The sequence below is a fragment of the Klebsiella sp. GL120222-02 genome (assembly GCF_003097195.1).
GTDB lineage: Bacteria > Pseudomonadota > Gammaproteobacteria > Enterobacterales > Enterobacteriaceae > Klebsiella > Klebsiella variicola.
Window position 1 is genome coordinate 154,554 of record NZ_QEQO01000009.1, and the last position, 20,152, is coordinate 174,705.

Annotated in this window: 15 protein-coding genes and 1 tRNA gene; 6 read left to right on the forward strand and 10 right to left on the reverse strand. The window is 59.5% G+C overall.

The genetic code is table 11. The features are described 5' to 3' along the window. Nucleotides 1–351: 351 nt before the first annotated feature. Complete coding sequence (locus N438_RS23325) at nucleotides 352–1,209, reverse strand: MurR/RpiR family transcriptional regulator (RefSeq protein ID WP_004152190.1); 858 nt, start codon at nucleotides 1,207–1,209, stop codon at nucleotides 352–354. 151 nt (nucleotides 1,210–1,360) lie between these two features. Continuing rightward, the gene (iolC, locus tag N438_RS23330) at nucleotides 1,361–3,274 is read right to left on the reverse strand and encodes a 5-dehydro-2-deoxygluconokinase (RefSeq protein ID WP_012543073.1); all 1,914 of its coding nucleotides are present in this window, start codon (nucleotides 3,272–3,274) and stop codon (nucleotides 1,361–1,363) included. 505 nt (nucleotides 3,275–3,779) lie between these two features. Between iolC and iolD the strand changes: the two genes are divergently transcribed. Genes iolD through iolE form a run of 4 tightly spaced genes read left to right on the forward strand, consistent with a single transcriptional unit; the run spans nucleotide 3,780 to nucleotide 8,629 of the window. Beyond that, nucleotides 3,780–5,720, forward strand: coding sequence for a 3D-(3,5/4)-trihydroxycyclohexane-1,2-dione acylhydrolase (decyclizing) (gene iolD, locus N438_RS23335; protein WP_004152191.1), 1,941 nt, complete (start codon nucleotides 3,780–3,782; stop codon nucleotides 5,718–5,720). Between the two features lie 46 nt (nucleotides 5,721–5,766). Further along, a complete protein-coding gene (locus N438_RS23340; protein WP_004152192.1) occupies nucleotides 5,767–6,780 on the forward strand; it encodes a Gfo/Idh/MocA family oxidoreductase in 1,014 nt (337 codons plus the stop codon). Nucleotides 6,781–6,821: 41 nt separating this feature from the next. After that, the gene (locus tag N438_RS23345; RefSeq protein ID WP_004152193.1) at nucleotides 6,822–7,706 is read left to right on the forward strand and encodes a sugar phosphate isomerase/epimerase; all 885 of its coding nucleotides are present in this window, start codon (nucleotides 6,822–6,824) and stop codon (nucleotides 7,704–7,706) included. A gap of 23 nt (nucleotides 7,707–7,729) precedes the next feature. Beyond that, nucleotides 7,730–8,629, forward strand: a complete 900-nt coding sequence (iolE, locus tag N438_RS23350; protein WP_004192343.1) for a myo-inosose-2 dehydratase — start codon at nucleotides 7,730–7,732, stop codon at nucleotides 8,627–8,629. 312 nt (nucleotides 8,630–8,941) lie between these two features. Here iolE and N438_RS23355 read toward each other — a convergent pair whose 3' ends face one another. The 8 genes from N438_RS23355 to N438_RS23395 all read right to left on the reverse strand — a co-directional run bounded on the left by N438_RS23355 (nucleotide 8,942) and on the right by N438_RS23395 (nucleotide 17,328). Beyond that, complete coding sequence (locus N438_RS23355) at nucleotides 8,942–10,252, reverse strand: ABC transporter substrate-binding protein (RefSeq protein WP_116696537.1); 1,311 nt, start codon at nucleotides 10,250–10,252, stop codon at nucleotides 8,942–8,944. Next, nucleotides 10,245–11,318, reverse strand: a complete 1,074-nt coding sequence (locus N438_RS23360; RefSeq protein ID WP_049011032.1) for an ABC transporter ATP-binding protein — start codon at nucleotides 11,316–11,318, stop codon at nucleotides 10,245–10,247. The genes N438_RS23355 and N438_RS23360 overlap by 8 nt, the downstream gene beginning before the upstream one ends. A gap of 5 nt (nucleotides 11,319–11,323) precedes the next feature. Further along, entirely contained in the window at nucleotides 11,324–12,148 is an 825-nt protein-coding gene (locus tag N438_RS23365; RefSeq protein ID WP_116696538.1) for a phosphodiesterase, read from the reverse strand. A 10-nt stretch (nucleotides 12,149–12,158) separates the two neighbouring features. Further along, entirely contained in the window at nucleotides 12,159–13,046 is an 888-nt protein-coding gene (locus tag N438_RS23370; protein WP_032734087.1) for a carbohydrate ABC transporter permease, read from the reverse strand. Then, nucleotides 13,036–13,920 carry a sugar ABC transporter permease gene (locus tag N438_RS23375; protein ID WP_004146807.1) on the reverse strand — a complete coding sequence of 295 codons (885 nt, stop codon included), beginning with the start codon at nucleotides 13,918–13,920 and terminating at the stop codon, nucleotides 13,036–13,038. The genes N438_RS23370 and N438_RS23375 overlap by 11 nt, the downstream gene beginning before the upstream one ends. 130 nt (nucleotides 13,921–14,050) lie before the next feature. Next, on the reverse strand, nucleotides 14,051–15,070 hold the full coding sequence (locus N438_RS23385) for an NAD(P)-dependent alcohol dehydrogenase (RefSeq protein WP_004178400.1): 1,020 nt from the start codon (nucleotides 15,068–15,070) through the stop codon (nucleotides 14,051–14,053). Between the two features lie 111 nt (nucleotides 15,071–15,181). Further along, complete coding sequence (locus N438_RS23390) at nucleotides 15,182–16,651, reverse strand: SulP family inorganic anion transporter (RefSeq protein WP_116696539.1); 1,470 nt, start codon at nucleotides 16,649–16,651, stop codon at nucleotides 15,182–15,184. Beyond that, on the reverse strand, nucleotides 16,648–17,328 hold the full coding sequence (locus N438_RS23395) for a carbonic anhydrase (protein WP_012969069.1): 681 nt from the start codon (nucleotides 17,326–17,328) through the stop codon (nucleotides 16,648–16,650). The genes N438_RS23390 and N438_RS23395 overlap by 4 nt, the downstream gene beginning before the upstream one ends. 595 nt (nucleotides 17,329–17,923) lie before the next feature. Between N438_RS23395 and N438_RS23405 the strand changes: the two genes are divergently transcribed. Continuing rightward, nucleotides 17,924–18,008: transfer RNA gene (locus tag N438_RS23405), tRNA-Leu, on the forward strand. A 198-nt stretch (nucleotides 18,009–18,206) separates the two neighbouring features. Then, nucleotides 18,207–19,472: an integrase arm-type DNA-binding domain-containing protein gene (locus N438_RS23415; RefSeq protein WP_022650293.1), complete on the forward strand. Its 1,266-nt coding sequence runs from the start codon at nucleotides 18,207–18,209 to the stop codon at nucleotides 19,470–19,472. The last annotated feature ends 680 nt before the right edge of the window (nucleotides 19,473–20,152 follow it).

A 20,152-nucleotide genomic window follows, 5' to 3' on the forward strand; every position in this document is an offset into this window, starting at 1 on the left:
TTGCTGGCCGGAGCCCGGGGGTACAGGGGGCGGCGGCGACTGGCCGCCCCCTGTGCGCTCCCTGCGCCATGGGTGACATAACGCAGACGATTAACCGGGAGCGCAAATTTCGCTGAAGTTACACGTGATAAACGCTTTTGCCTGGCTGAGAAAGTTGCAAACCGATAACAGTCTCTACGGCATCCCGCAGGCGCATATACCTTAGGCCCGGCAAGCGCAGCGCCGCCGGGCGATGACCGCAGGCACGGAGCTGCTTTTATGCCGGGCGGCGGCTCACGCCTTGCCCGGCCTACCGGCGCCTCCCGCAGGCTTATACGACTCCGCCGGGCAACTAACGCCAGGCGGCTTATCTCACGCCTTCTGCTTGGCCTCGGACTCCTGGCTGCTGTTCAGCGCCAGCGAAACCGCCAACGTCTGGGCCAGACACAGGGAAGCAACCTGCGAGCGGAAGCCATCCACCTGCGCTTCACGCACCACAAAGCAGACATCGCTGAAGGCCGCCAGCGGGCTGACCTGGCTGTCGGTAATCGCGATCTGTCGCGCTTTGCGCTGCGCGCCCAGCTCCACCAGCTCGACCACTTCCCGGGCGTACGGCGAGAAGCTCACCGCCACCACCACGTCTTTCGGGCCGACCAGACTCAGCTGCTCGGTGAACATGCCGCCGAGGCCGTCGATCAGAAAGGCTTTGCGATCGAGGTGGCGCAGCGCATAGGTCAGATAGGAGGCGACGCTGAACGACCGGCGCAGGCCAATGACGTAGATATTTTCCGCTTCGCCCAGCAGGGCCACCGCGCGCTCCAGATCATCGCTGGAGGTCTGCATCGCCAGCTGCTGCAGGGCCTGGTTGTTCACCATCGTGAACATATTGAGGATTTCCGTCGGCGTTTCCGGCGGGCTGGACTCATCGCTGGTGGTCTGGCGGAACAGACGGGCGCGCTCGGTATAGTTGGCGGTCTCTTCCATCAAATGTTGCTTGAACATCTGTTTCATTTCGTTAAAGCCGCTAAAGCCGAAGGCGTTGGCAAAACGAATCAACGTGGAAGGGGGAACATCCGCCTGTTGCGCAATGGAGGCCACGGTATCGAAAGCCACGCTATTGCTGTTATCAAGGATATAGCGGGCGACCTGTTTCAGGCGTTTGCTTAATGTATCGTAGCGACGCCTGATTTCATCCTGCAGGATGGTCAGCTGTGTTGGGTTATTGGCCATAGAGTGCGCTCTGAGAAAATGGAAGGAATATGGCTTCCAGTGTACCAAATGAAGCGAATTTTTCATTTATTGCGACGAAATACGCGATTCATTTCACGAAGAAACAGAAAAACGCCCGCTCCGCAAGGTGACGGAGACGGGCGTAGGGGGATCAGCGGCGGGCTTCGCGCCAGTAGCCAATAAGCGTCAGGTAGTTGCGTTTCACTTCCTCTATCAGGGCCTCATCGCTGAGCTCACCCTGCATCCAGCGCCGCGACGGCAGGCCAAAGATGGTGCGCCCAACGGCGAAACCTTTGATCATCGGGTGTGCGGCCGCCTCGGCGAAACCGGCGCGCAGTTTGTCGGAAGGCGCGTCGAGGCCGAGGATCAGGATCCCGCGGCTCCACGGATCTTCGCGCTCGATAAGGGCGGTGATCTGCTGCCAGCTGGCGCTGGAGAGCGGCGGCAGCTTCCACCAGTCCGGCTTGATCCCCAGCTGATAGAAGTGTTCCAGCATGGTGTGGTAATGGCGCTCGTCTTTGTCCGGGCCATTTTCCGGCAGGATCACCTCCAGCAGCAGCTCATGGCCTGACTTGTTACAGGCCTGCCACACCTCGAGCAGCAGGGCGTCCTGCTCTTCACGCAGCGCCGCCGGGTCGGCAGGATGATAGAAGACCAGGCATTTGACGACATGCTCCAGCGGCCAGTCGATCAGCTGCGAGCCGATGTTGCCATGCTCCAGACGCAGCGGTCGCGAGCTGGGCAGCTCGATGGGGCGCCCGATCCACCAGCCCTTGCCGGTAATGGCATTGAGCGCACGCTGGCCATAGGTGCCGTCGGCCAGAATGCCGCTGCGCTGATCGAGACCCGCCTCCTGCGCCGCCGCTTCGGCCGCGGCTAACAACAACAGCTTGAGCTGCGGAATGCAGGCTTCATCGCGCCCGGTCTCCCGTGCCAGGTCGGCCAGCTGTTTGCGATGGTCGAAGGCGAAAATGCACAGCTCCGGCCACTGCTGACGGCGGCTGGTGACCCGGTGCAGGTGGTTGAGGCGCTCGTCGACGTCCGGGCGCGGCACCGATTCGGCGCGCAGCAGGTAGTCATCGAGTTCGACTTTGGTCGGCATCGCTGGCGCGCATCCGTGGCGGGAAACCACCAGCGCGCCGCAGGCGTTGGCGTAACGGCAAGCCTGCTCCCAGCCTTCGTCGTTGAGCCAGCCGCGCAGCAGGCCCGACATAAAGGCATCCCCGGCACCCAGCACATTGAGAACCTCCACGCGCACGCCCTGCTGCAGCGGCACCTGGTCCCAGCTGTCCGGGATATCGCCTTCCAGCACCACGCAGCCCATCGGCCCGCGTTTGCAGACGAGGGTGGCTTTGGTGGCATTGCGCACATTTTTCAGCGCGGTCAGGGTATCGGTGCTGCCCCCGGCAATATGAAACTCTTCTTCGGTTCCCACCACCAAATCGAACAGATGCAGCACTTCCTGCAGCTGGCTGGTGACCGGTCCGGACTCAATGAAACGGGTTTCGCCATCGCCGAGCGAGGTGAGCCCCCACAGCACCGGACGGTAATCGATATCCAGTGCGGTACGCAGGCCGTGACGGCGAGCGTATTCCAGCGCCTTCAGCACCGCGGCGCGGGTGTTGGCGTGCGACAGGTGGGTGCCAGTCACCGCCAGCGCCCGGGAGGAGGCAATATACTCCTCGCTGATGTCATCAGGCGTTAAGGCCATATCGGCGCAGTTATCACGGTAGAAAATCAGAGGGAAGGTCTCCTGATCCTTAATCCCCAGCATCACCAGCGCTGTCAGGCGAGATTTGTCGGTGATCAGATACTCGGTATCCACCCCGGCGCGGTTGAGCGTTTCACGCAGGAAACGGCCGTTGTGTTCATCGCCAACGCGCGCCAGCATGGCCGATTTCAGCCCCTGAATCGCGGTGCCAAAGGCCACGTTGCCGGAGGAGCCGCCCAGATATTTCGCGAAACTGGCAACGTCTTCTAGCCGCGAACCGATCTGCTGGGCATAGAGGTCGACGGCCACCCGACCTATACAGATGACGTCGAGCCGCTTTACTGCTGCATTCATAGCTAGGATTTCCTTTTTGGTGTCTGCTGCCTGGAAGGGTCGGGATCCCGACGTCGACTCCGTGAACAGCCTGAGGGTTATTGGTTACCCTTAGTTTGAGAAATAAATATTTCATTTGCAAACTCGTTCGAAATTAAAAAACCAAAAGTGTGAGGGATCTACCACTCTGCCGCACTGAGCCTCGCGCGAGCGTGGATCGGCCCCTCTGTCGACCCGGGGGAAAATGAAACGCCAAATGGCATCCATTTACCTATGATTTTTAAGGGGATATTGTCGTGTGGCGCGGCAAAAAAGGGTCCGAAAACGTGTCTGGAATGTCAATGAAACGTATGAAATGGGTAGAGAGTTTGATCCCTCTCGCAAAATGAAATATTTCTTCTGTATTTGTATTTAATGAAAAAAATGTTTGCCTATAATCCACAGGTATTCCAGTGACGTGAACGACGGCCCCGGCGGCATCGGCGCGACGCCACACATAAATACTGAACAATAAGGATTGTGCATCATGGGCAAACTGAGACTGACGACGGCGCAGGCGCTGGTGAAGTTCCTCGATAACCAGTACCTGGAAGTGGATGGCGTAGAGCTGAAATTCGTGAAAGGCATTTTCGCGATTTTCGGCCATGGCAACGTCCTGGGGCTGGGGCAGGCGCTGGAGCAGGACAGCGGCGATATGCGCGTCTATCAGGGGCGTAACGAGCAGGGAATGGCCCACGCGGCCACCGGTTTTGCCCGCCAGGCCCTGCGCCGGCAGATTATCGCCTGCACCTCCTCCATCGGTCCGGGAGCGGCCAACATGATCACCGCCGCCGGCACCGCCAGCGCCAACCGCATTCCGCTGCTGTTGCTGCCGGGCGATGTCTTCGCCACCCGCCAGCCGGACCCGGTGCTCCAGCAGATTGAACAGAGCTACGATCTCAGCATCAGCACCAATGACGCTTTCCGCGCAGTCAGCAAATACTGGGACCGTATTACCCGCCCGGAACAGCTGATGAGCGCCTGCATCAACGCCATGCGCGTCCTGACCGACCCTGCGGAAACCGGCGCGGTGACGCTGTGCCTGCCGCAGGATGTGCAGGGCGAAGCCTGGGACTACCCGGAATCCTTCTTTGCGCGCCGCGTGCACCGTCTCGACCGCCGCCCGGCCAGCGCCGCGCAGCTGGCGGACGCCGTCGCGGCCATCAAAGCCAGCCGTAAACCGCTGATCGTCTGCGGCGGTGGGGTGAAATACTCCGGCGCGGGCGAAGCGCTGTCCCGTTTCGCCGAGCGCTACGGGGTGCCCTTCGCCGAAACCCAGGCCGGGAAGGGGACGGTGGTCTCGTCTCACCCCCTGAACGTCGGCGGCGTCGGCGAGACGGGCTGTCTGGCGGCGAACCTGCTGGCGAAAGAGGCCGACCTGGTGATCGGCGTCGGCACCCGCTTCAGCGATTTTACAACCGCCTCGAAATGGATTTTCCAGCACCCGGAGGTGCGTTTCCTGAATATTAACGTCAGCAACTTCGACGCCTGGAAGCTGGACGGCATTGCCATGCTGGCGGACGCCCGGGAAGCGATGACCGCCCTCGACGCGGCGCTGGCGGACAGCGGCTGGCAGGCCGGCTGGGGCGCGCAGATCGAGAGCGTGCAGAGCCGTCAGTTAAAAGAGACCCAGCGCGTCTACCAGGCGGTGTGGCAGGAAAAATCCTTTGTGCCGGAGATCGACGATCACCTCGATCGTGAATCGGTGTATCGCGAGTTCCGCCAGATCACCGACTCCACCCTGACCCAGAGCAGCGTCCTTGGGGTACTGAATGAAACGCTGCCGGCCGAGGCGGTGATCGTCGCGGCGGCGGGCAGCCTGCCAGGCGATCTGCAGCGCGTCTGGCGCAACCGCGCGGAAAACACCTACCACGTGGAGTACGGCTACTCCTGCATGGGATACGAAGTCAACGCGGCGCTGGGCGTGAAGCTGGCGCAGCCGCAGAGCGAAGTCTACTCCCTGGTCGGCGATGGCTCCTTCATGATGCTGCACTCTGAGCTGGTCACCTCCCTGCAGGAGCGGGCGAAGATCAACGTCGTGCTGTTCGACAACATGGCCAACGGCTGCATCAACAACCTGCAGATGGAACATGGGATGGACAGCTTCGGCACCGAGTTCCGCTACCGCCAGCCGGAAACCGGCCAGCTGCAGGGCGGCCTGGTGCCGGTGGACTTCGCCACCATCGCCGCCGGCTACGGCTGCAAAACCTGGCGCGTCACCACCCTGGACGAACTGCGCCACGCGCTGGACGCCGCCCGTCGCGAAACGGTCAGCACCCTGATTGATATTAAAGTGCTGCCGAAGACCATGGTGCACAAATACGGCAGCTGGTGGAACGTCGGAGTCGCCCAGACGGCGCTCTCTGAGCGGATCCGCAAGGTGGCGCAAATGATTAATGAAAAGCGCGCCCAGGCGCGTGATTACTAAAACGAACCTCTACCCTGAATCCTACAGACTTACGGAGAAAACCATTATGTCGCTCAAATTAGGTGTCATCGGCGCTGGCGCTATCGGTAAAGAACACATCCGTCGCTGCACCCAGGTTCTGCAGGGCGCCACCGTTGTGGCGGTGTCTGATATCAATGCCGACAACGCCCGTGCGGCGGTCGCGCTGCCGGGCGTGCAGGCGGAAGTCTACGCCGACGGCCACGACGTGATTAACGCCAGCGATGTCGATGCCATCCTGGTCACCTCCTGGGACCCGACCCACGAAGAGTACACCCTGGCCGCCATTGCCGCTGGTAAGCCGGTGTTCTGCGAAAAACCGCTGGCGATGTCTGCGGAAGGCTGCCGTCGCATCGTCGATGCCGAAATGAAGGCCGGCCGTCGTCTGGTGCAGGTTGGCTTTATGCGCCCGTACGACGAAGGCTATCTGGCGCTGAAAAAAGTGATCGACGATGGCGATATCGGCGCGCCGCTGATGCTGCGCTGCGCCCACCGCAACCAGTCAGTCGGCGAGAACTACACCACCGATATGGCGATCACCAACACCCTGATCCACGAGCTGGACGTGCTGCGCTGGCTGCTGAACGATGACTACCGTTCCGTGCAGGTGCGCTTCCCGCGCTCCACCTCGCACACCCATGCGCGCCTGAAAGATCCGCAGATCGTCTCCTTTGAAACCAAAAAAGGCACCCTGATCGACGTCGAAGTGTTCGTGAACTGCCAGTACGGGTATGACATCCAGTGCGAAGTGGTCGGCGAAACCGGGATTGCCCGTCTGCCGGAGCCGTCTGCCGTCCAGATGCGCAAGTCCGCCAGTCTGTCGACCGCCATTCTCACCGACTGGAAAGACCGCTTTATCAAAGCCTACGACGTCGAGCTGCAGGCCTTTATCAACGACGTCAAAGCTGGCCAGCTGCACGGCCCGTCGGCCTGGGACGGCTACGCGGCGTCGGTGGCGGCGGACGCCTGCATTAAAGCGCAGGGAACCAGCGAGCCGGTTGAGGTGACGCTGCCTGAGTGCCCGGCATTCTACAAACGTTAAGCGCGTTTTGCTGACGGAACTTCTTTGCACAGGTAACGACGATGAAAATTGCCTTTGATGTGGATGTGATTAAGGACCTCGGGATCACCCGCATGGTCCATCAGGTAGCGGAGTGGGGCTACAAGTACATTGAACAGTCGCCGCACCCGCAGATTAACCCGTTCTACAAGCACCCGCGCGCCAGCCGGGAGATCATGGCGGAGTACAAGCAGGCGCTGCGCGATACCGGCCTTGAGCTGTCGTCGTTTATCTGCGTCTACCGCTGGTCCGGCCCGGACGAACTGCGCCGTCAGGCGGCGGTGAAAAACTGGAAACGGCTGGTGGAAATTGCGGTGGAGATGGGCGTTCAGGTGATCAACACCGAGTTCTCCGGCGATCCGAATCAGCCCGAAATCTGCGATGAAATGTTCTATCGCTCCATGGAAGAGCTGTTGCCGATTTTTGAGCGGGAAGGCATCCGCGTGGAGATCCAGGCGCATCCCTGGGATTTCTGCGAAGAGAACAATGAAACCGTCGATATCGTGAAGTCGTTCCGCAGCGATAACGTGAAGTACGTCTACAGCGTGCCGCACACCTTTTTCTACGACAAAGGCGTCGGCGATGTGGCGAGCATGCTGCGCTATGCCGGGAGCGATCTCTCCCATGTCCTGATTGCGGATACCCGCAATCATACGAAACATTGCCGCTATATCGTTAACCCGCCGGGCGTGGATGCCGTGGTGCACCAGCATGTAGGCGTCGGGGAAGGGGATGTGGATTTCGACGCGCTGTTCCGCACCCTGCGCGAAATGAAATTCGCCGAGCAGACCTTCAAGGTCGGCGGGGAGCCGATTGTCGCCACCTCGCTGTTTGGCTACCCGGAAAAAATGAAATACCAGGCAGTGGAAACCCGTGAACTTATTGAACGTGAATTGCTGCGCCGGTAAGGCGCAGCGGCAGGAGCCCTACTATGAACAAAGATAACGTCAAACTGGCTATCGCCCCGATCGGCTGGACTAACGATGATATGCCGGAGCTCGGCAGCGAAAACACCTTCCAGCAGATCGTCAGCGAAATGGCGCTGGCTGGCTTTACCGGCAGCGAAGTCGGCAGCAAATATCCGCGCGACCCGGCGGTTCTCAAGCCGATGCTGGACATCCGCGGCATTCAGATCTGCAACGCCTGGTTCAGCACCTTTTTCGCCAACGGCCAGCGGGAAAAAACCATTGATGAATTCGTCAATCACATGAACTTCCTTCATGCGATGGGGGCGAAAGTGATTGGCTGCTCCGAGCAAAGCGGCAGCATCCAGGGGCTGGATAAACCGATCCTCGGCGATGCGAAGCCGTGCTTCAGCGAAGAGGAGTGGCAGCGGGTGGCGGAAGGCTACAACACCCTCGGTCGCCTGGCGGCGGAGAAGGGGATGCAGGTCTGTCTGCACCACCACATGGGCACCGGCATTCAGACCACTGCGGAAATCGACAAATTTATGTCGCTGGTGGACGAGCGCGTCTTCCTGCTGTTCGACACCGGCCATGCCTGGTATTCCGAAGGCGGCGAAGCGCCGATGCTGGCGATCCTCAAAAAGTATCTGCCGCGCATCAACCACGTTCACCTGAAAGACGTCCGTCCGCCGGTGATCGACCAGGTGCGCCGCGACGGCCTGTCGTTCCTCGACGGCGTGAAAAAAGGCACCTTCACCGTCCCGGGCGACGGGGTGATCGATTTCCGTCCGGTGTTCAAGCTGCTGGACGACTTTGGCTATAAAGGCTGGATGGTGGTGGAAGCCGAGCAGGATCCTGCTCTGGCCAATCCTTTCGAATACGCCGTCAAAGCGCGCAAATATATCCGCGAAACGGCAGGGATCTAATCGTTGTGACATTTTCAGGCCATACCGGGTATGGCCTGCTTTTTTTCCTTTCACAACCGGACTCAGGGCTTAACCACGGCGCCGGACAGTTCCCTCTCCCGGGCCCAGGGCTCAACCACAGCGCCGGACAGTCCCCTCTCCCGGACTCAGGGCTTAACCACGGCGCCGGACAGTCCCCTCTCCCGGGCTCAGGGCTCAACCACGGCGCCGGACAGTTCCCTCTCCCGGATTCAGGGCTTAACCACGGCGCCGTACCGTCCCCTCTCCCTCAGGGAGAGGGCCAGGGTGAGGGTGACGATGACGGGTAAAGCGTCACTTCACTTCCGCCAGCGCGGTCTTATCCACATAAGGTTTCATCAGCGCGTCGGCTTCCTTCTGCGCCGCCTGCACCGCCGCTTCCGGCGTTACTTTGGCATCGTTGACCACCGCCGCCAGCTGGTTCTCCATTGCCTTACGCACCGCCACGGTCTCCCAGGTGGAGTACCACGGATGAGCGTACTTCAGCTGCTCAAGCGCGATCGCCGCCCGCGGATCCTGCTGCAGATAGGCCTTCATCTCCGGCGTATCATATGACGCCTTGCGCGGCGAGAAGTAGCCGGTAAAGCGGCTCCACGCGCCGTTCACGTCGGGGCTCACCAGATAGGTCAGGAACTGATACGCCGCTTTCTTCTGCGCCTCGTTGATGCCTTTAAAGCTCACCAGGCTGGCGCCGCCGATCGGCACCGCACGCTGCTCTTTGGCCGGCAGCATCGCTACCCCAAGCTCAAAATCTTTGCTGTTCTTGCGCATAAAGCCCAGCGCGCCGGTGCTGAGCATCGCCATCCCGAGCTTACCGGAGAAGAACGCGGCGCTGATCTGCTTCGAGTTCAGCACCCCGGACGGCATCACCTTGTCCTTGTAGATCAGATCCTGCCAGAAGCGCAGGGCGCCGATGGCGGTCGGCGAGTTGTAATAGACCTCGCCAGGATAGTTTTCGTTAAAGTATTTCCCGCCGTTGGCGCGTACCAGCGCCGAGAAGATCCAGCCGCCGTAGTCGTCGTTGGTCGACGGCAGCATGATCCCCCACTGGCCTTTGCTCTCGTCGGTCAGCTTTTTGGCATCAGCCAGCAGCTCGGCCCAGGTCTGCGGCGGCTGTTTGATCCCGGCCTGATCGAACATCGTCTTGTTGTAGTAGAGGATCGGCGTCGAGTTATGGAACGGGATCGCATAGGTGGTGCCCATCACCTGGGCGTTCTTATGCATCGCGGGCCAGAATTCCTTTTGCAGAAAATCGCCAGCCTTTTGATCGCCATATTTAAACAGCTCGTCCATCGGCAGGATCTCATCCTTCAGCGCCAGATCGGTGGTGAAGTTGGCGGACATGATCACCAGCGCCGGCGGCTGGCCGGCCTTCTGCGCCGATTCGGCTTTGATCTTGGTGGTGTCGTAGTTGCCGGTGAAGATGCCGCGCACTTCGACATCCTGCTGCGAGTCGTTGAATTGCTTAATGACGCGGGTCATCTCCATGGTCAGCTTGCCGTCCACCGGCGCCGGGAACATGAAGTCTATTTTCTCTTTCGCCAGCGCCGCGCCGCTCAGGGCAAGACTGAGGCCAACCGCGACTACCGTAAGGGGTTTAAACATGATTACACTCCATCAGTAAATTATGCTGGGTCTCAGCATGAAAAAGATGCACATCGGCAGGCGAGAAGCCGAGGATCAGCGACTCGCCTTTCTCCGGCACCGTGCCGCGGTGGCGGCGGCTAAAGCGCAGGGTGCCGATCGGGGTGCTGACGTGGAGCAGGTAATCGGCTCCCATCAGTTCTCGTTGCAGAACGGTGGCCGGGAGGCGCAGATGGCCCTCCTCCACGCGGTCGGTAATATGTTCCGGGCGAACGCCCAGCCAGACGCGGGTCTGATCCCGGTGGCGCGGCGGCAGCGGATGGCGCTGTTCTCCCAACAGTACTTCACCGTTGGCGCAGGCCAGCGACAGCAAGTTCATCGCCGGCGAACCGATAAACCCGGCGACGAACAGGTTGGCCGGGTTGGCGTACAGATACTCCGGGCGCCCGACCTGCTGTACGTGGCCGCCGTTCATCACCACGATGCGGTCGGCCATCGACATCGCCTCGGTCTGGTCGTGGGTAACATAGATGGTGCTGGTTTTCAGCTGCTGGTGGAGGGCCATAATGCTGTCGCGCACTTCGCTGCGCAGGCGGGCGTCGAGGTTGGAGAGCGGCTCGTCCATCAGGAACAGCCGCGGATTGCGCACGATCGCCCGGGCCATCGCCACCCGCTGGCGCTGGCCGCCGGAGAGCTTCGCCGGTTTGCGGTCGAGCAGCGCCTCCAGCTGCAGCATCTGCGCCACTTTATCCACCCGTGGCTGCCAGCTGCTTTTCTCTTCCTTGCGCACCTTCATGCCGAAGGTGATGTTGTCGCGCACCGACAGATGGGGGAACAGGGCATAGTTCTGGAAGATCATCGCGAAGTTGCGCTCGCGCGGCGTGGTGGCGGTGATGTTCTCATCATGCAGCCAGATTTGGCCTTCGCTGACCGGCTCCAGGCCGGCGAGCAGGCGCAGCAGGGTGCTTTTCCCGCAGCCCGACGGGCCGACCAGCACCACGAATTCGCCTTCGTGAATATCCAGCGACAGGGCGCTGAGCGCCGGTTTGCCGTCGAAACGTTTACTGATGTTTTGCAGACTGAGCATGGCGGTTAGCGCTCTTCCGTTGGGCAACTGATGTTTTCGTCGTACAGCCACGGCCCGGCGTAGTGGGCCAGCGAGTGCTGGTAGCTCACCCACTGATCGCCGACCTGACGGTGCATCAGGCACGAGGCCGGGGAGAGGTCGTAATAGGGCCGGGTGTCTTCGTGGCAGTACGGCACCTGATGGACGGTGCCAGGGATGGTGGAGATCAGCGCCTGGCGATACTGGGTCATGGTCAGGCTGTGGTTATGGCCGCAGAAGATGCGCGTCAGCGACGGGAAACGCTCCACCAGCGCCAGCAAACGGTGGCCGTTTTCGCAGGCGATCGGGTCCATCTGCGCATTGCCCAGCGGCAGCGGCGGGTGGTGCATAAACACCGTTGCCGGTTTGTCGCCGCCCTCGAACAGCTGGGCTTCCAGCCAGCCGATGGTCTCGTCGGTCAGCCAGCCTTTTGACGTGCCGGCGCGACTGGAATCGATAAACAGCAGGCGGGTGGCGAAGTCATCCACCGCATAGCGCATATTTTGCGGATCGTTGCCCAGCTGCGGGCACAGCGGGTGAAGATGCTCCAGAAAATGGGCTTTGTCGTCGTGGTTGCCGGGGATCAGATACAGCGGATAGTTCAGGCTGCCGAGGATCTGGCGGGCCACCTGATACTCCTCCGGGCGGCCGCAGTTGACGATATCTCCGCTCACCACCACCGCGTCCAGGCGTTCGCGCAGCGCGTTAAGCTGGGAGACCACGTCGGCGTTGGCGGCATTGACGTCGATAAAGCCGTACAGCTTCTCGCCGCGGCTGCGGAAATGGGTATCGGAAATGTGCGCTAACAGCATGAATCACTCCTTATTTGATCCCGGAGAAGCCGAAGCTCCGCAGGAACTGTTTCTGAAAAAGGATGAACGCCAGCATCAGCGGCAGGCAGACCATCAGCGTCCCGGCGCCGATGGTGCCCCACTGGCCGCCGGATTCGGCGCCCATGGCGAAAGAGACCAGCCCGACGGTCAGCACCTGCTTATCGGGATCGTTGAGCATCATCAGCGGCCACAGGTACTCGTTCCAGTGGTAGGTAATGCTGACGGTGGCGAAGGCCAGCACCGACGGCCAGGACATCGGCAGCAGCACGCGGAACAGCACCTGCCACCAGCGGCAGCCCTCCATCAGCGCCGCCTCCTCCAGCTCTTTCGGGATGGCGAGGAACGCCTGACGCATCAGGAACACGCCGAACGCCGAGGTGAAGTAGGGCATCATCACCCCGGTGAGGGTGTTGAGCAGGCCGAAGGTTTTCAGGGTCAGCATGTTCGGCACCATCATCACTACCGGCATGATCATCAGCTGCACCAGGAACAGGAGAAACAGCGTCTGCTTGCCGCGAAACTCGTGGCAGGCGAAGACGTACCCGGCGGTGGTGATGGTCAACAGCTGCACGCAGAAGGTGCCGAAGGTGAAGATAATGGTGTTGGCATACAGGCTCAGCCAGTCGGCGCTCTGCCAGGCGTCGCGGAAGTTATCGAGGGTCAGCGGCAGGCGGGGCAGCAGCGACGCCATATCGTCACCGAAGGTGGTAGCGCTGAACGAGGTCGCCAGCATCCAGATAAATGGGCTGACCCACAGCAGCGCCAGGCAGCACATTAATACTGTCAGCGTAAAGGGCGACGAGCGGCGCAGGCGCAGCCACAGCGGATGGGCGGCGGCGGGCGTGCGGACCAACAGCGGCGAGATGTCAGCGCTCATAGTGGGCTCCTTTCTCCAGCAGTTTCAGGTTAATCAGCGAGAAGGCGAACAGCCCGGCCAGGGTCAGGAAGGTGGCGGCGGAGGCTTTGCCGAGGTCGTGGGTATCCCAGGCGAGATTCTGGATGTAATAGAGCAGCACGGTGGTGGCGTTGTCCGGCCCGCCGCGGGTCATCACCGCCACGTGGTCGATCTGGGTGATGGAGTAGATCAGCGCGGTGGTGATCACAAAGCTTAGCGTCGGGCGCAGCAGCGGTAACGTGACCTTAAAAAAGACCTGCGTGCGGGTAGCCCCCTCCATCAGCGCCGCTTCCCGCGTCGAGGCCGGAATGCTCTGCAGCCCGGCGAGGAAAAACAGCATGTAGTAGCCGGCGAACTTCCATACGCCGATCAACGCCAGGGCCAGCAGCGCGCTGTTGCTGCGCCCCAGCCAGTTGTTGTTCATCGGCCCGAACAGCTTCGCCAGATAGTGGTCGAGCAGGCCGAGGCCGGGCATAAAGATAAACAGCCACAGCGCGGCGGCGCTGACCATCGGGATAATCATCGGGAAGAAGAAGGCGGTGCGCAGCCAGCGGTTGACGCGATGGTTCTCGCTCAGGGCGACCGCCAGCAGCAGGGCGAGGGTCACCCCGGGCACTACCGTCAGCAGGATATAGAGCAGGTTATTGCCCAGCGACTGCCAGAAGACGTTATCGGCAAACAGGCGGGCGAAGTTATCCAGCCCGACGTACTGCGCGCCGTCGCTGGCCATGCGGGTATCAAACAGGCTGTCATACACCGAACGCCCCAGGGGGAACCAGGTAAACAGCAGTAAAAACAGCAGGGAAGGCGACAGGATCAGCCAGGGAAGCCAGGTCTTTCTCATGGTGACGCGCATCTCGTTCAGCCATTTATCGAAGCCCGGATTGTGGGAAGCAATGACTACAGAGGCATGGCGGGGAGATGACGGTTTGATGAAGCGACGGGGAAAACGCCGGGCGAGCGGGCCGCCCGGCGGGAGAGAACCATCAGAAGTCGGCTTTCAGCACCGCGCGGTAGCGGGCTTTGCCTTCGCGAACGTGCTTCAGCGCTTCGTTAATTTGTGACATCGGGAACAGCTCGGTGGTCGGGGCCACCTTGCTGCGCCCGGCGAATTTCATCAGCGTGCGCAGTTCGGACGGATTACCGGTCGCCGAGCCGGAGATGCTGCGGTCGCCGCCGATCAGGGTAAAGGCCGGCACCGGGAACGGCTTCATCACCGCGCCGACGGTGTGGAAGTTGCCGCCGTAAGCCAGGGCTTCGAAGTACGGCTGCCAGTCGAGATCCACCGCCACGGTGTTGATGATCAGATCAAACTGACCGGCCAGCGCTTTTAAGGCTTCCGGATCGCGGCTGTTGACCACGCGATCGGCACCCATCGCCAGCACTTCCTGCTCTTTCGCCGGGTTGGAGCTGAAGGCGGTCACTTCCGCGCCCATCGCCCGCAGCAGCTTAATAGCGATATGGCCGAGGCCGCCGATGCCGATCACGCCGACGCGGCTGGTGGCGGTGACGTGGTGGGTCAGCAGCGGTTTAAAGACGGTGATGCCGCCGCACAGCATCGGGCCGGCGGACGCCAGATCGATGCTCTCCGGCAGGGGGATCACCCACTGCCAGTCAGCGCGCAACTTATTGGCGAAGCCGCCGCGGTTAAGAATGGTCGGCACCGAGCCTTCCAGACAGTTGATCTGGTTGCCGCTGATGCAGGCGTCGCAATGGCCGCAGCTGCGCGCCGTCCAGCCGATGCCGACCTTCTGGCCAATCTTCAGCCCTTTATCCTGCGCCGCGCTGCCCAGCGCCGCCACCCGGCCAATCACCTCGTGACCGGCCACCAGCGGGTAGCTCGACATCCCCCATTCGTTGTCGATCATCGACAGGTCCGAATGGCAGATCCCGCAGTATTCCACTTCAACTTCGACATCTTCCGGCTGCAGCTCGCCGGCATCGTACTCCCACAGCGACAGATCGGCGCCCGCTTCTTTGGCGGCGTAGCTTTTAATGATGCTCATGTTCATTTCCTTGGGGTTGGCGTGATAACCCAGAAAGTGTAGAGCATGGCATTCCACGGCGCTTGGCAATCGGAGGGGTCGCGAAGCGGGCGGACCAACCGCCCGTTAAGGTCAGCGGCTGGCCAGCGGCCACTGATTAAGGCGGATGCCGCGCTGCGGGGCGTTCTCGGCAAAATCATCCAGCACCGCCCGCACGTCCGGGTCGAGATAGCCGACGCTGTCGTGCTCGACGATCACCACGCTCTTTTCCGGAATCTTCGCCAGCAGGGCCAGCAGATGCGGATTGTGCATAAAGGTCAGATTCTGCTGGATGCGCAGCACGTAGTGGTCATCGTAGCGCGCCAGCTGCAGCGAGTGGCGATGGCTGCGCCAGAGGCTGAATGCCATCTGGGTGGCAAGACCAATCCCGATCCCCGCCAGCATGCCGAAGGCGATAATCCCGCCGATGGTGGCGAGGAACGGGACGTACTGCGCCGCACCCTGGCGGAACTGCTCGATGAACAGCCGCGGCGTCGCCAGCTTATAGCCGGTATACAGCAGCACGGCGGCGAGGCTGGCGAGCGGGATTAAGGTCAGCAGGCCGCTGAACCACAGGCCGCAGATCAGCAGCAGTACGCCGTGGATAAAGATCGACAGTTTGCTCTGCGCGCCATTGCTGACGTTCACGGAGCTGCGGACGATCACCGCGGTGATCGGCATCGCCCCCAGCACGCCGGAGAGCAGGTTGCCCACGCCCTGGGCGACCATTTCGCGGTTCGGCGAAGGCGGTGGATTTTGCGGACGCAGTTTTTTCAGCGCCTCCTGGCTGAGCAGGGTTTCGAGGCTGGCGACCAGCGCCAGGGTCACCGCCACCACCCACACCGACGGATTGCGCCACGCGCTCCATGCGGGAGACTCCAGCTCGCCCAGCAGATCGCCGAGGCTGCCGAACGCCGGCAGGGTAATACGCGGCAGGGCGGCCAGCTGCTGCGGCGCAAAATGGGTCAGCAGCAGGGTGGTCACGCAGCCGAGCAGGACGGCGATCAGCGGCCCGGGGATCCAACGCAGGCTCTTCACCCGGCGGATAAGCGGCGAGCCCCACAGCCAGAGCACCAGCAGACCGCCCGCGGCGACGGCAATCGCAGTGACGGAGAAAGCGGCATTGCCCTGAACCACATCGGCAAGTCCGGTCTCTTCCGCCGTGCCGAGCGCGACGGGGATCTGCTGCATAATCAGCAGGATGCCGATCGCCGCCAGCATGCCTTTGATGACGCTGGCGGGAACCAGCGAGATAAAGCGCCCGGCCCGCAGGATGCCGAACAGCAGCTGCAGCACGCCGGCCAGCACCAGCGCCATCAGGAAGACGGAGAAGGAACCCAGGGATTCGATGGCGGCGACGACGATGGTGACCAGTCCGGCGGCGGGGCCGCTGACGGCGAAGCGGGAGGGGCTGAGGGCGGTGACGACCAGGCCGCCGATGATGCCGGTCAGCAGGCCGACGAAGGGCGATAAGCCGCTGGCCTGGGCGATGCCGAGGCACAGCGGCAGGGCGACAAGGAAGACGACGATGCCGGCGAGAGAGTCCTGACGAAGCGTATTCATGGGGCGTGCTCCTGCGGTGAGAGGTGTTCGACGAGGGTGGTTAAATGGCCGGAAGCCAGATCGTAGACGCAGCCGTGCAGGCTGAGCGGCCGCCCGCTGGCGAGCACCGTCTGCACCGGTTCACTCTCCAGCAGACGGGCGAACTGGGCGCGAACGTTGGCTTCCACCAGGGCGTCCAGCGCATGGCGAGAGCGCTCCGCGTCGGTGCTGGCGCTGGCGCTGGCGCCGGGGGAGGCCGCAACACAACACCCATCGGCGATCTGCGCAATTTCGTGATGCAGGGTGTGGCGCAGCTGGCCGATGCGGCGAGCCAGCGCCGAGGATTCCTGCGCCAGCGGCAGGGTGGGCAGGGAGAGCGCCGCCTGCACGCCGCCGCAGCCGTAGTGGCCGCAAAGCACCACCCGCTCCACCTCAAGGTAGTGGAGGGCATACTGCAGGACGCTCATGACGTTGTCGTCGGCGGGGTCGAGCATGTTGGCGATATTGCGGTGGACAAAGAGCTCGCCGGGCTGACTGCCGGTGAGCACCTCGGCGGGCACGCGGCTGTCGGAGCAGCCGATCCACAGCGAGTGGGGCCGCTGCCCGTCGACCCATTTTTCGAAATAGTCCGGATCATGCTGACACTTCTGCAGCGCCCAGCTGCGGTTGCGGGCCAGCAAAGGTTTTAACGTCGTCACAAGTATTCTCCTGAGTTAATTCATCGAGTGAATATGTCCATCAAGACTCGTACAGCGACTAGTAAAAATAGTGTTTACCGGAACCCTTCACGCCTGAGGAAAATCCTGGAATAAACGGCAAAAAGAAAACTTTTCATTAATGTAAAGTTATAAAAATATTGATGAAATTAATATTTGGCTGCGGAGCGGATGAATAACAAAAAGGCATTGGCTAAAACTTTCTGGAATATATGGGAATGGTGGTGGATGGGGTTGGGGGGAATATTTGAGGAGTGGATATTGGGGATTTGTTTGAGGAGAGATGGATTGTGAAGGGGATGCAGGTGAGAGTGAGGTGAGAAAAATTTGAGATAAGTTTGAGTGGGGATTGGGTGTTATTGAGCGGGAAGGGGGAACGGCTGGCAGGTGGAGCTGGGTTTGCGGGAGGGTGAGAGGAGGGGCGCTGGTGGCCGTCGCGCTATGGAACGGCGGTAAAAGGTGACGCCGCGCAGGATAGCGCTGTTTTTTTCAACACTTAGCGCAATGGTGACACGCTGTCGCTTGCATGACCGCCGCCGACAGGTATAATCCAGAACGTTTCCGCATCCCCTTCAGTGCCGAAGTGGCGAAATCGGTAGACGCAGTTGATTCAAAATCAACCGTAGAAATACGTGCCGGTTCGAGTCCGGCCTTCGGCACCATCGGAACATCAATAGACGTCAACGGACGTCTTTTTTTGTGCCTGAAATCCAGTATCCGCAAGGCTTTCCTCGCTTTTTCACTCAACCTAAGTCAACCTGATTCAATCTACATCAACTTACTGATGCGGGTACAACTGCGGGTATATCCCGGTTCGATAATGTTTGTACCCACACAGAACCCTTGAAAGGATACTCATCATGGCTCTGAGTGATGTGAAGGTTCGTTCGGCTAAGCCTGAAGCTAAAGCCTATAAACTTACTGACGGTGAAGGCATGGTGTTACTGGTTCACCCTAACGGCTCAAAATACTGGCGGCTACGTTATCGCTTTGGTGGTAAAGAGAAGATGCTGGCGTTGGGAAAATACCCTGAAGTGTCATTGGCGGATGCCCGGGCACGCCGGGATGAGGCTCGTAAGCTATTAGCTAATGGTGTCGATCCCAGTGAGAACAAGAAAGCCGTTAAGGTAGAGCAGGAGCAAGAGGCGATAACGTTTGAAGTGGTTGCCAGAGAGTGGCACACCAGCAATCAAAAGTGGTCGGCATCGCATAGTGCTCGTGTATTGAAAAGCCTCGAAGACAATTTATTTGCTTCAGTTGGGAAGCGAAATATCAAAGATATTGGTACTCGTGACTTACTGGTTCCAATTAAAGCAGTGGAAAAGTCAGGACGCCTTGAAGTGGCTGCGCGTCTTCAACAGCGAACAACCGCAATAATGCGCTTTGCAGTACAGAACGGCTTAATTGATTACAATCCTGCACAAGAGATCGCTGGTGCGATCGCAACAGCTAAACGAAAGCATCGCGCTGCGCTAGATCTCAACCGAATTCCTGAGTTACTCCATCGTATTGATAACTACACCGGCAGACCATTAACGCGGTTAGCTGTGGATTTGACGTTACTGGTTTTCATCCGTTCGAGCGAGTTACGTTTTGCTCGCTGGACAGAAGTGGATTTTGAAACGGCTATGTGGACGATTCCGGGCGAGCGTGAGCCACTTGAAGGAGTTAAGCATTCTCAACGTGGTTCGAAGATGCGTACTCCACATCTTGTTCCTTTGTCGCGACAAGCTCTCGCTATCTTGCAAAAGATCAAAAGCATGAATGGGAACCGAGAGCTGATTTTCGTGGGCGATCACGATCCACGTAAGCCGATGAGTGAGAATACGGTTAACAAGGCTCTGCGAGTGATGGGCTATGACACGAAAACGGAAGTGTGTGGTCATGGATTCAGGACTATGGCGTGTAGTTCGTTAATTGAGTCTGGATTATGGTCGAGGGATGCTGTGGAGCGGCAGATGAGCCATCAGGAGCGTAGCTCTGTGCGTGCGGCTTATATCCATAAGGCGGAACATCTTGGTGAGCGAAGGTTAATGCTGCAGTGGTGGGCTGATTATCTGGATGCGAATCGCAATGAGGTCACATCACCTTATCTCTATGCAAAGATTAATGAACCCTTATCTTGATTGAATATAAACAGCCATTCAGTTATTTATCAATGAAATGGCTGTTTATACCCGTGTTGTGCGCTGTATCGTCAACAGCATTACGACTGCCAGGCAACCTTTCTCCTTAAAGGCGGAATTCAACATATTTTTATAATACTCTTTTTTGATGACTTCGCTGCGCCGGAGGCCATGTGTAACGTGGTTTAGAGTAAGTAATGTTGATGATCTACCCCGAGATAGATTCTTCTAGCCATTAATTTAAATTTATAACTGTTGGCTAACAACGCTGAACGGTTCTCTGCCAACGGCGGAGATAATCGGCTAGGTGTTGAAGGTATCATATTCTTCCAGCAACCAAGTGGATTTGCCGACATTGCTGCTCGTGCTTGTTAAGCCCATCAAAAAATTAATCGCTTGAACGCGGCTATTGGATTGGATTTTATACTGTCTATTTATCATTCAACTGAAACACATAAGCCATGTTAACTATATGGTTTTTATGCTTGTTCTTCAGCGCAGTCACGGTATGATTTAACAATTCGCCCTTCAGTTTATGCTATATGACTTTGCTATAAGTAAGCAATTTGGGGAAGCATGATTAGCTATTAATATCTTGAAATAGCTAATCAAAAGTCAACTTACTCCGGTGATATAAGACTGATATGTAACCAATATTTTATTTGTTGTGGTCGCTTCGG

Coding starts and splice junctions, on each gene's coding strand:
- N438_RS23375 (WP_004146807.1), bottom strand. CDS start 13,920: ATGCGCGTCACCATGAGAAAGACCTGGCTTCCCTGGCTGATCCTGTCG.
- N438_RS23385 (WP_004178400.1), bottom strand. CDS start 15,070: ATGAGCATCATTAAAAGCTACGCCGCCAAAGAAGCGGGCGCCGATCTG.
- N438_RS23360 (WP_049011032.1), bottom strand. CDS start 11,318: ATGCTCAGTCTGCAAAACATCAGTAAACGTTTCGACGGCAAACCGGCG.
- N438_RS23345 (WP_004152193.1), top strand. CDS start 6,822: ATGAAAATTGCCTTTGATGTGGATGTGATTAAGGACCTCGGGATCACC.
- N438_RS23365 (WP_116696538.1), bottom strand. CDS start 12,148: ATGCTGTTAGCGCACATTTCCGATACCCATTTCCGCAGCCGCGGCGAG.
- N438_RS23355 (WP_116696537.1), bottom strand. CDS start 10,252: ATGTTTAAACCCCTTACGGTAGTCGCGGTTGGCCTCAGTCTTGCCCTG.
- N438_RS23390 (WP_116696539.1), bottom strand. CDS start 16,651: ATGAATACGCTTCGTCAGGACTCTCTCGCCGGCATCGTCGTCTTCCTT.
- iolD (WP_004152191.1), top strand. CDS start 3,780: ATGGGCAAACTGAGACTGACGACGGCGCAGGCGCTGGTGAAGTTCCTC.
- iolE (WP_004192343.1), top strand. CDS start 7,730: ATGAACAAAGATAACGTCAAACTGGCTATCGCCCCGATCGGCTGGACT.
- N438_RS23325 (WP_004152190.1), bottom strand. CDS start 1,209: ATGGCCAATAACCCAACACAGCTGACCATCCTGCAGGATGAAATCAGG.
- N438_RS23415 (WP_022650293.1), top strand. CDS start 18,207: ATGGCTCTGAGTGATGTGAAGGTTCGTTCGGCTAAGCCTGAAGCTAAA.
- iolC (WP_012543073.1), bottom strand. CDS start 3,274: ATGAATGCAGCAGTAAAGCGGCTCGACGTCATCTGTATAGGTCGGGTG.
- N438_RS23340 (WP_004152192.1), top strand. CDS start 5,767: ATGTCGCTCAAATTAGGTGTCATCGGCGCTGGCGCTATCGGTAAAGAA.
- N438_RS23370 (WP_032734087.1), bottom strand. CDS start 13,046: ATGAGCGCTGACATCTCGCCGCTGTTGGTCCGCACGCCCGCCGCCGCC.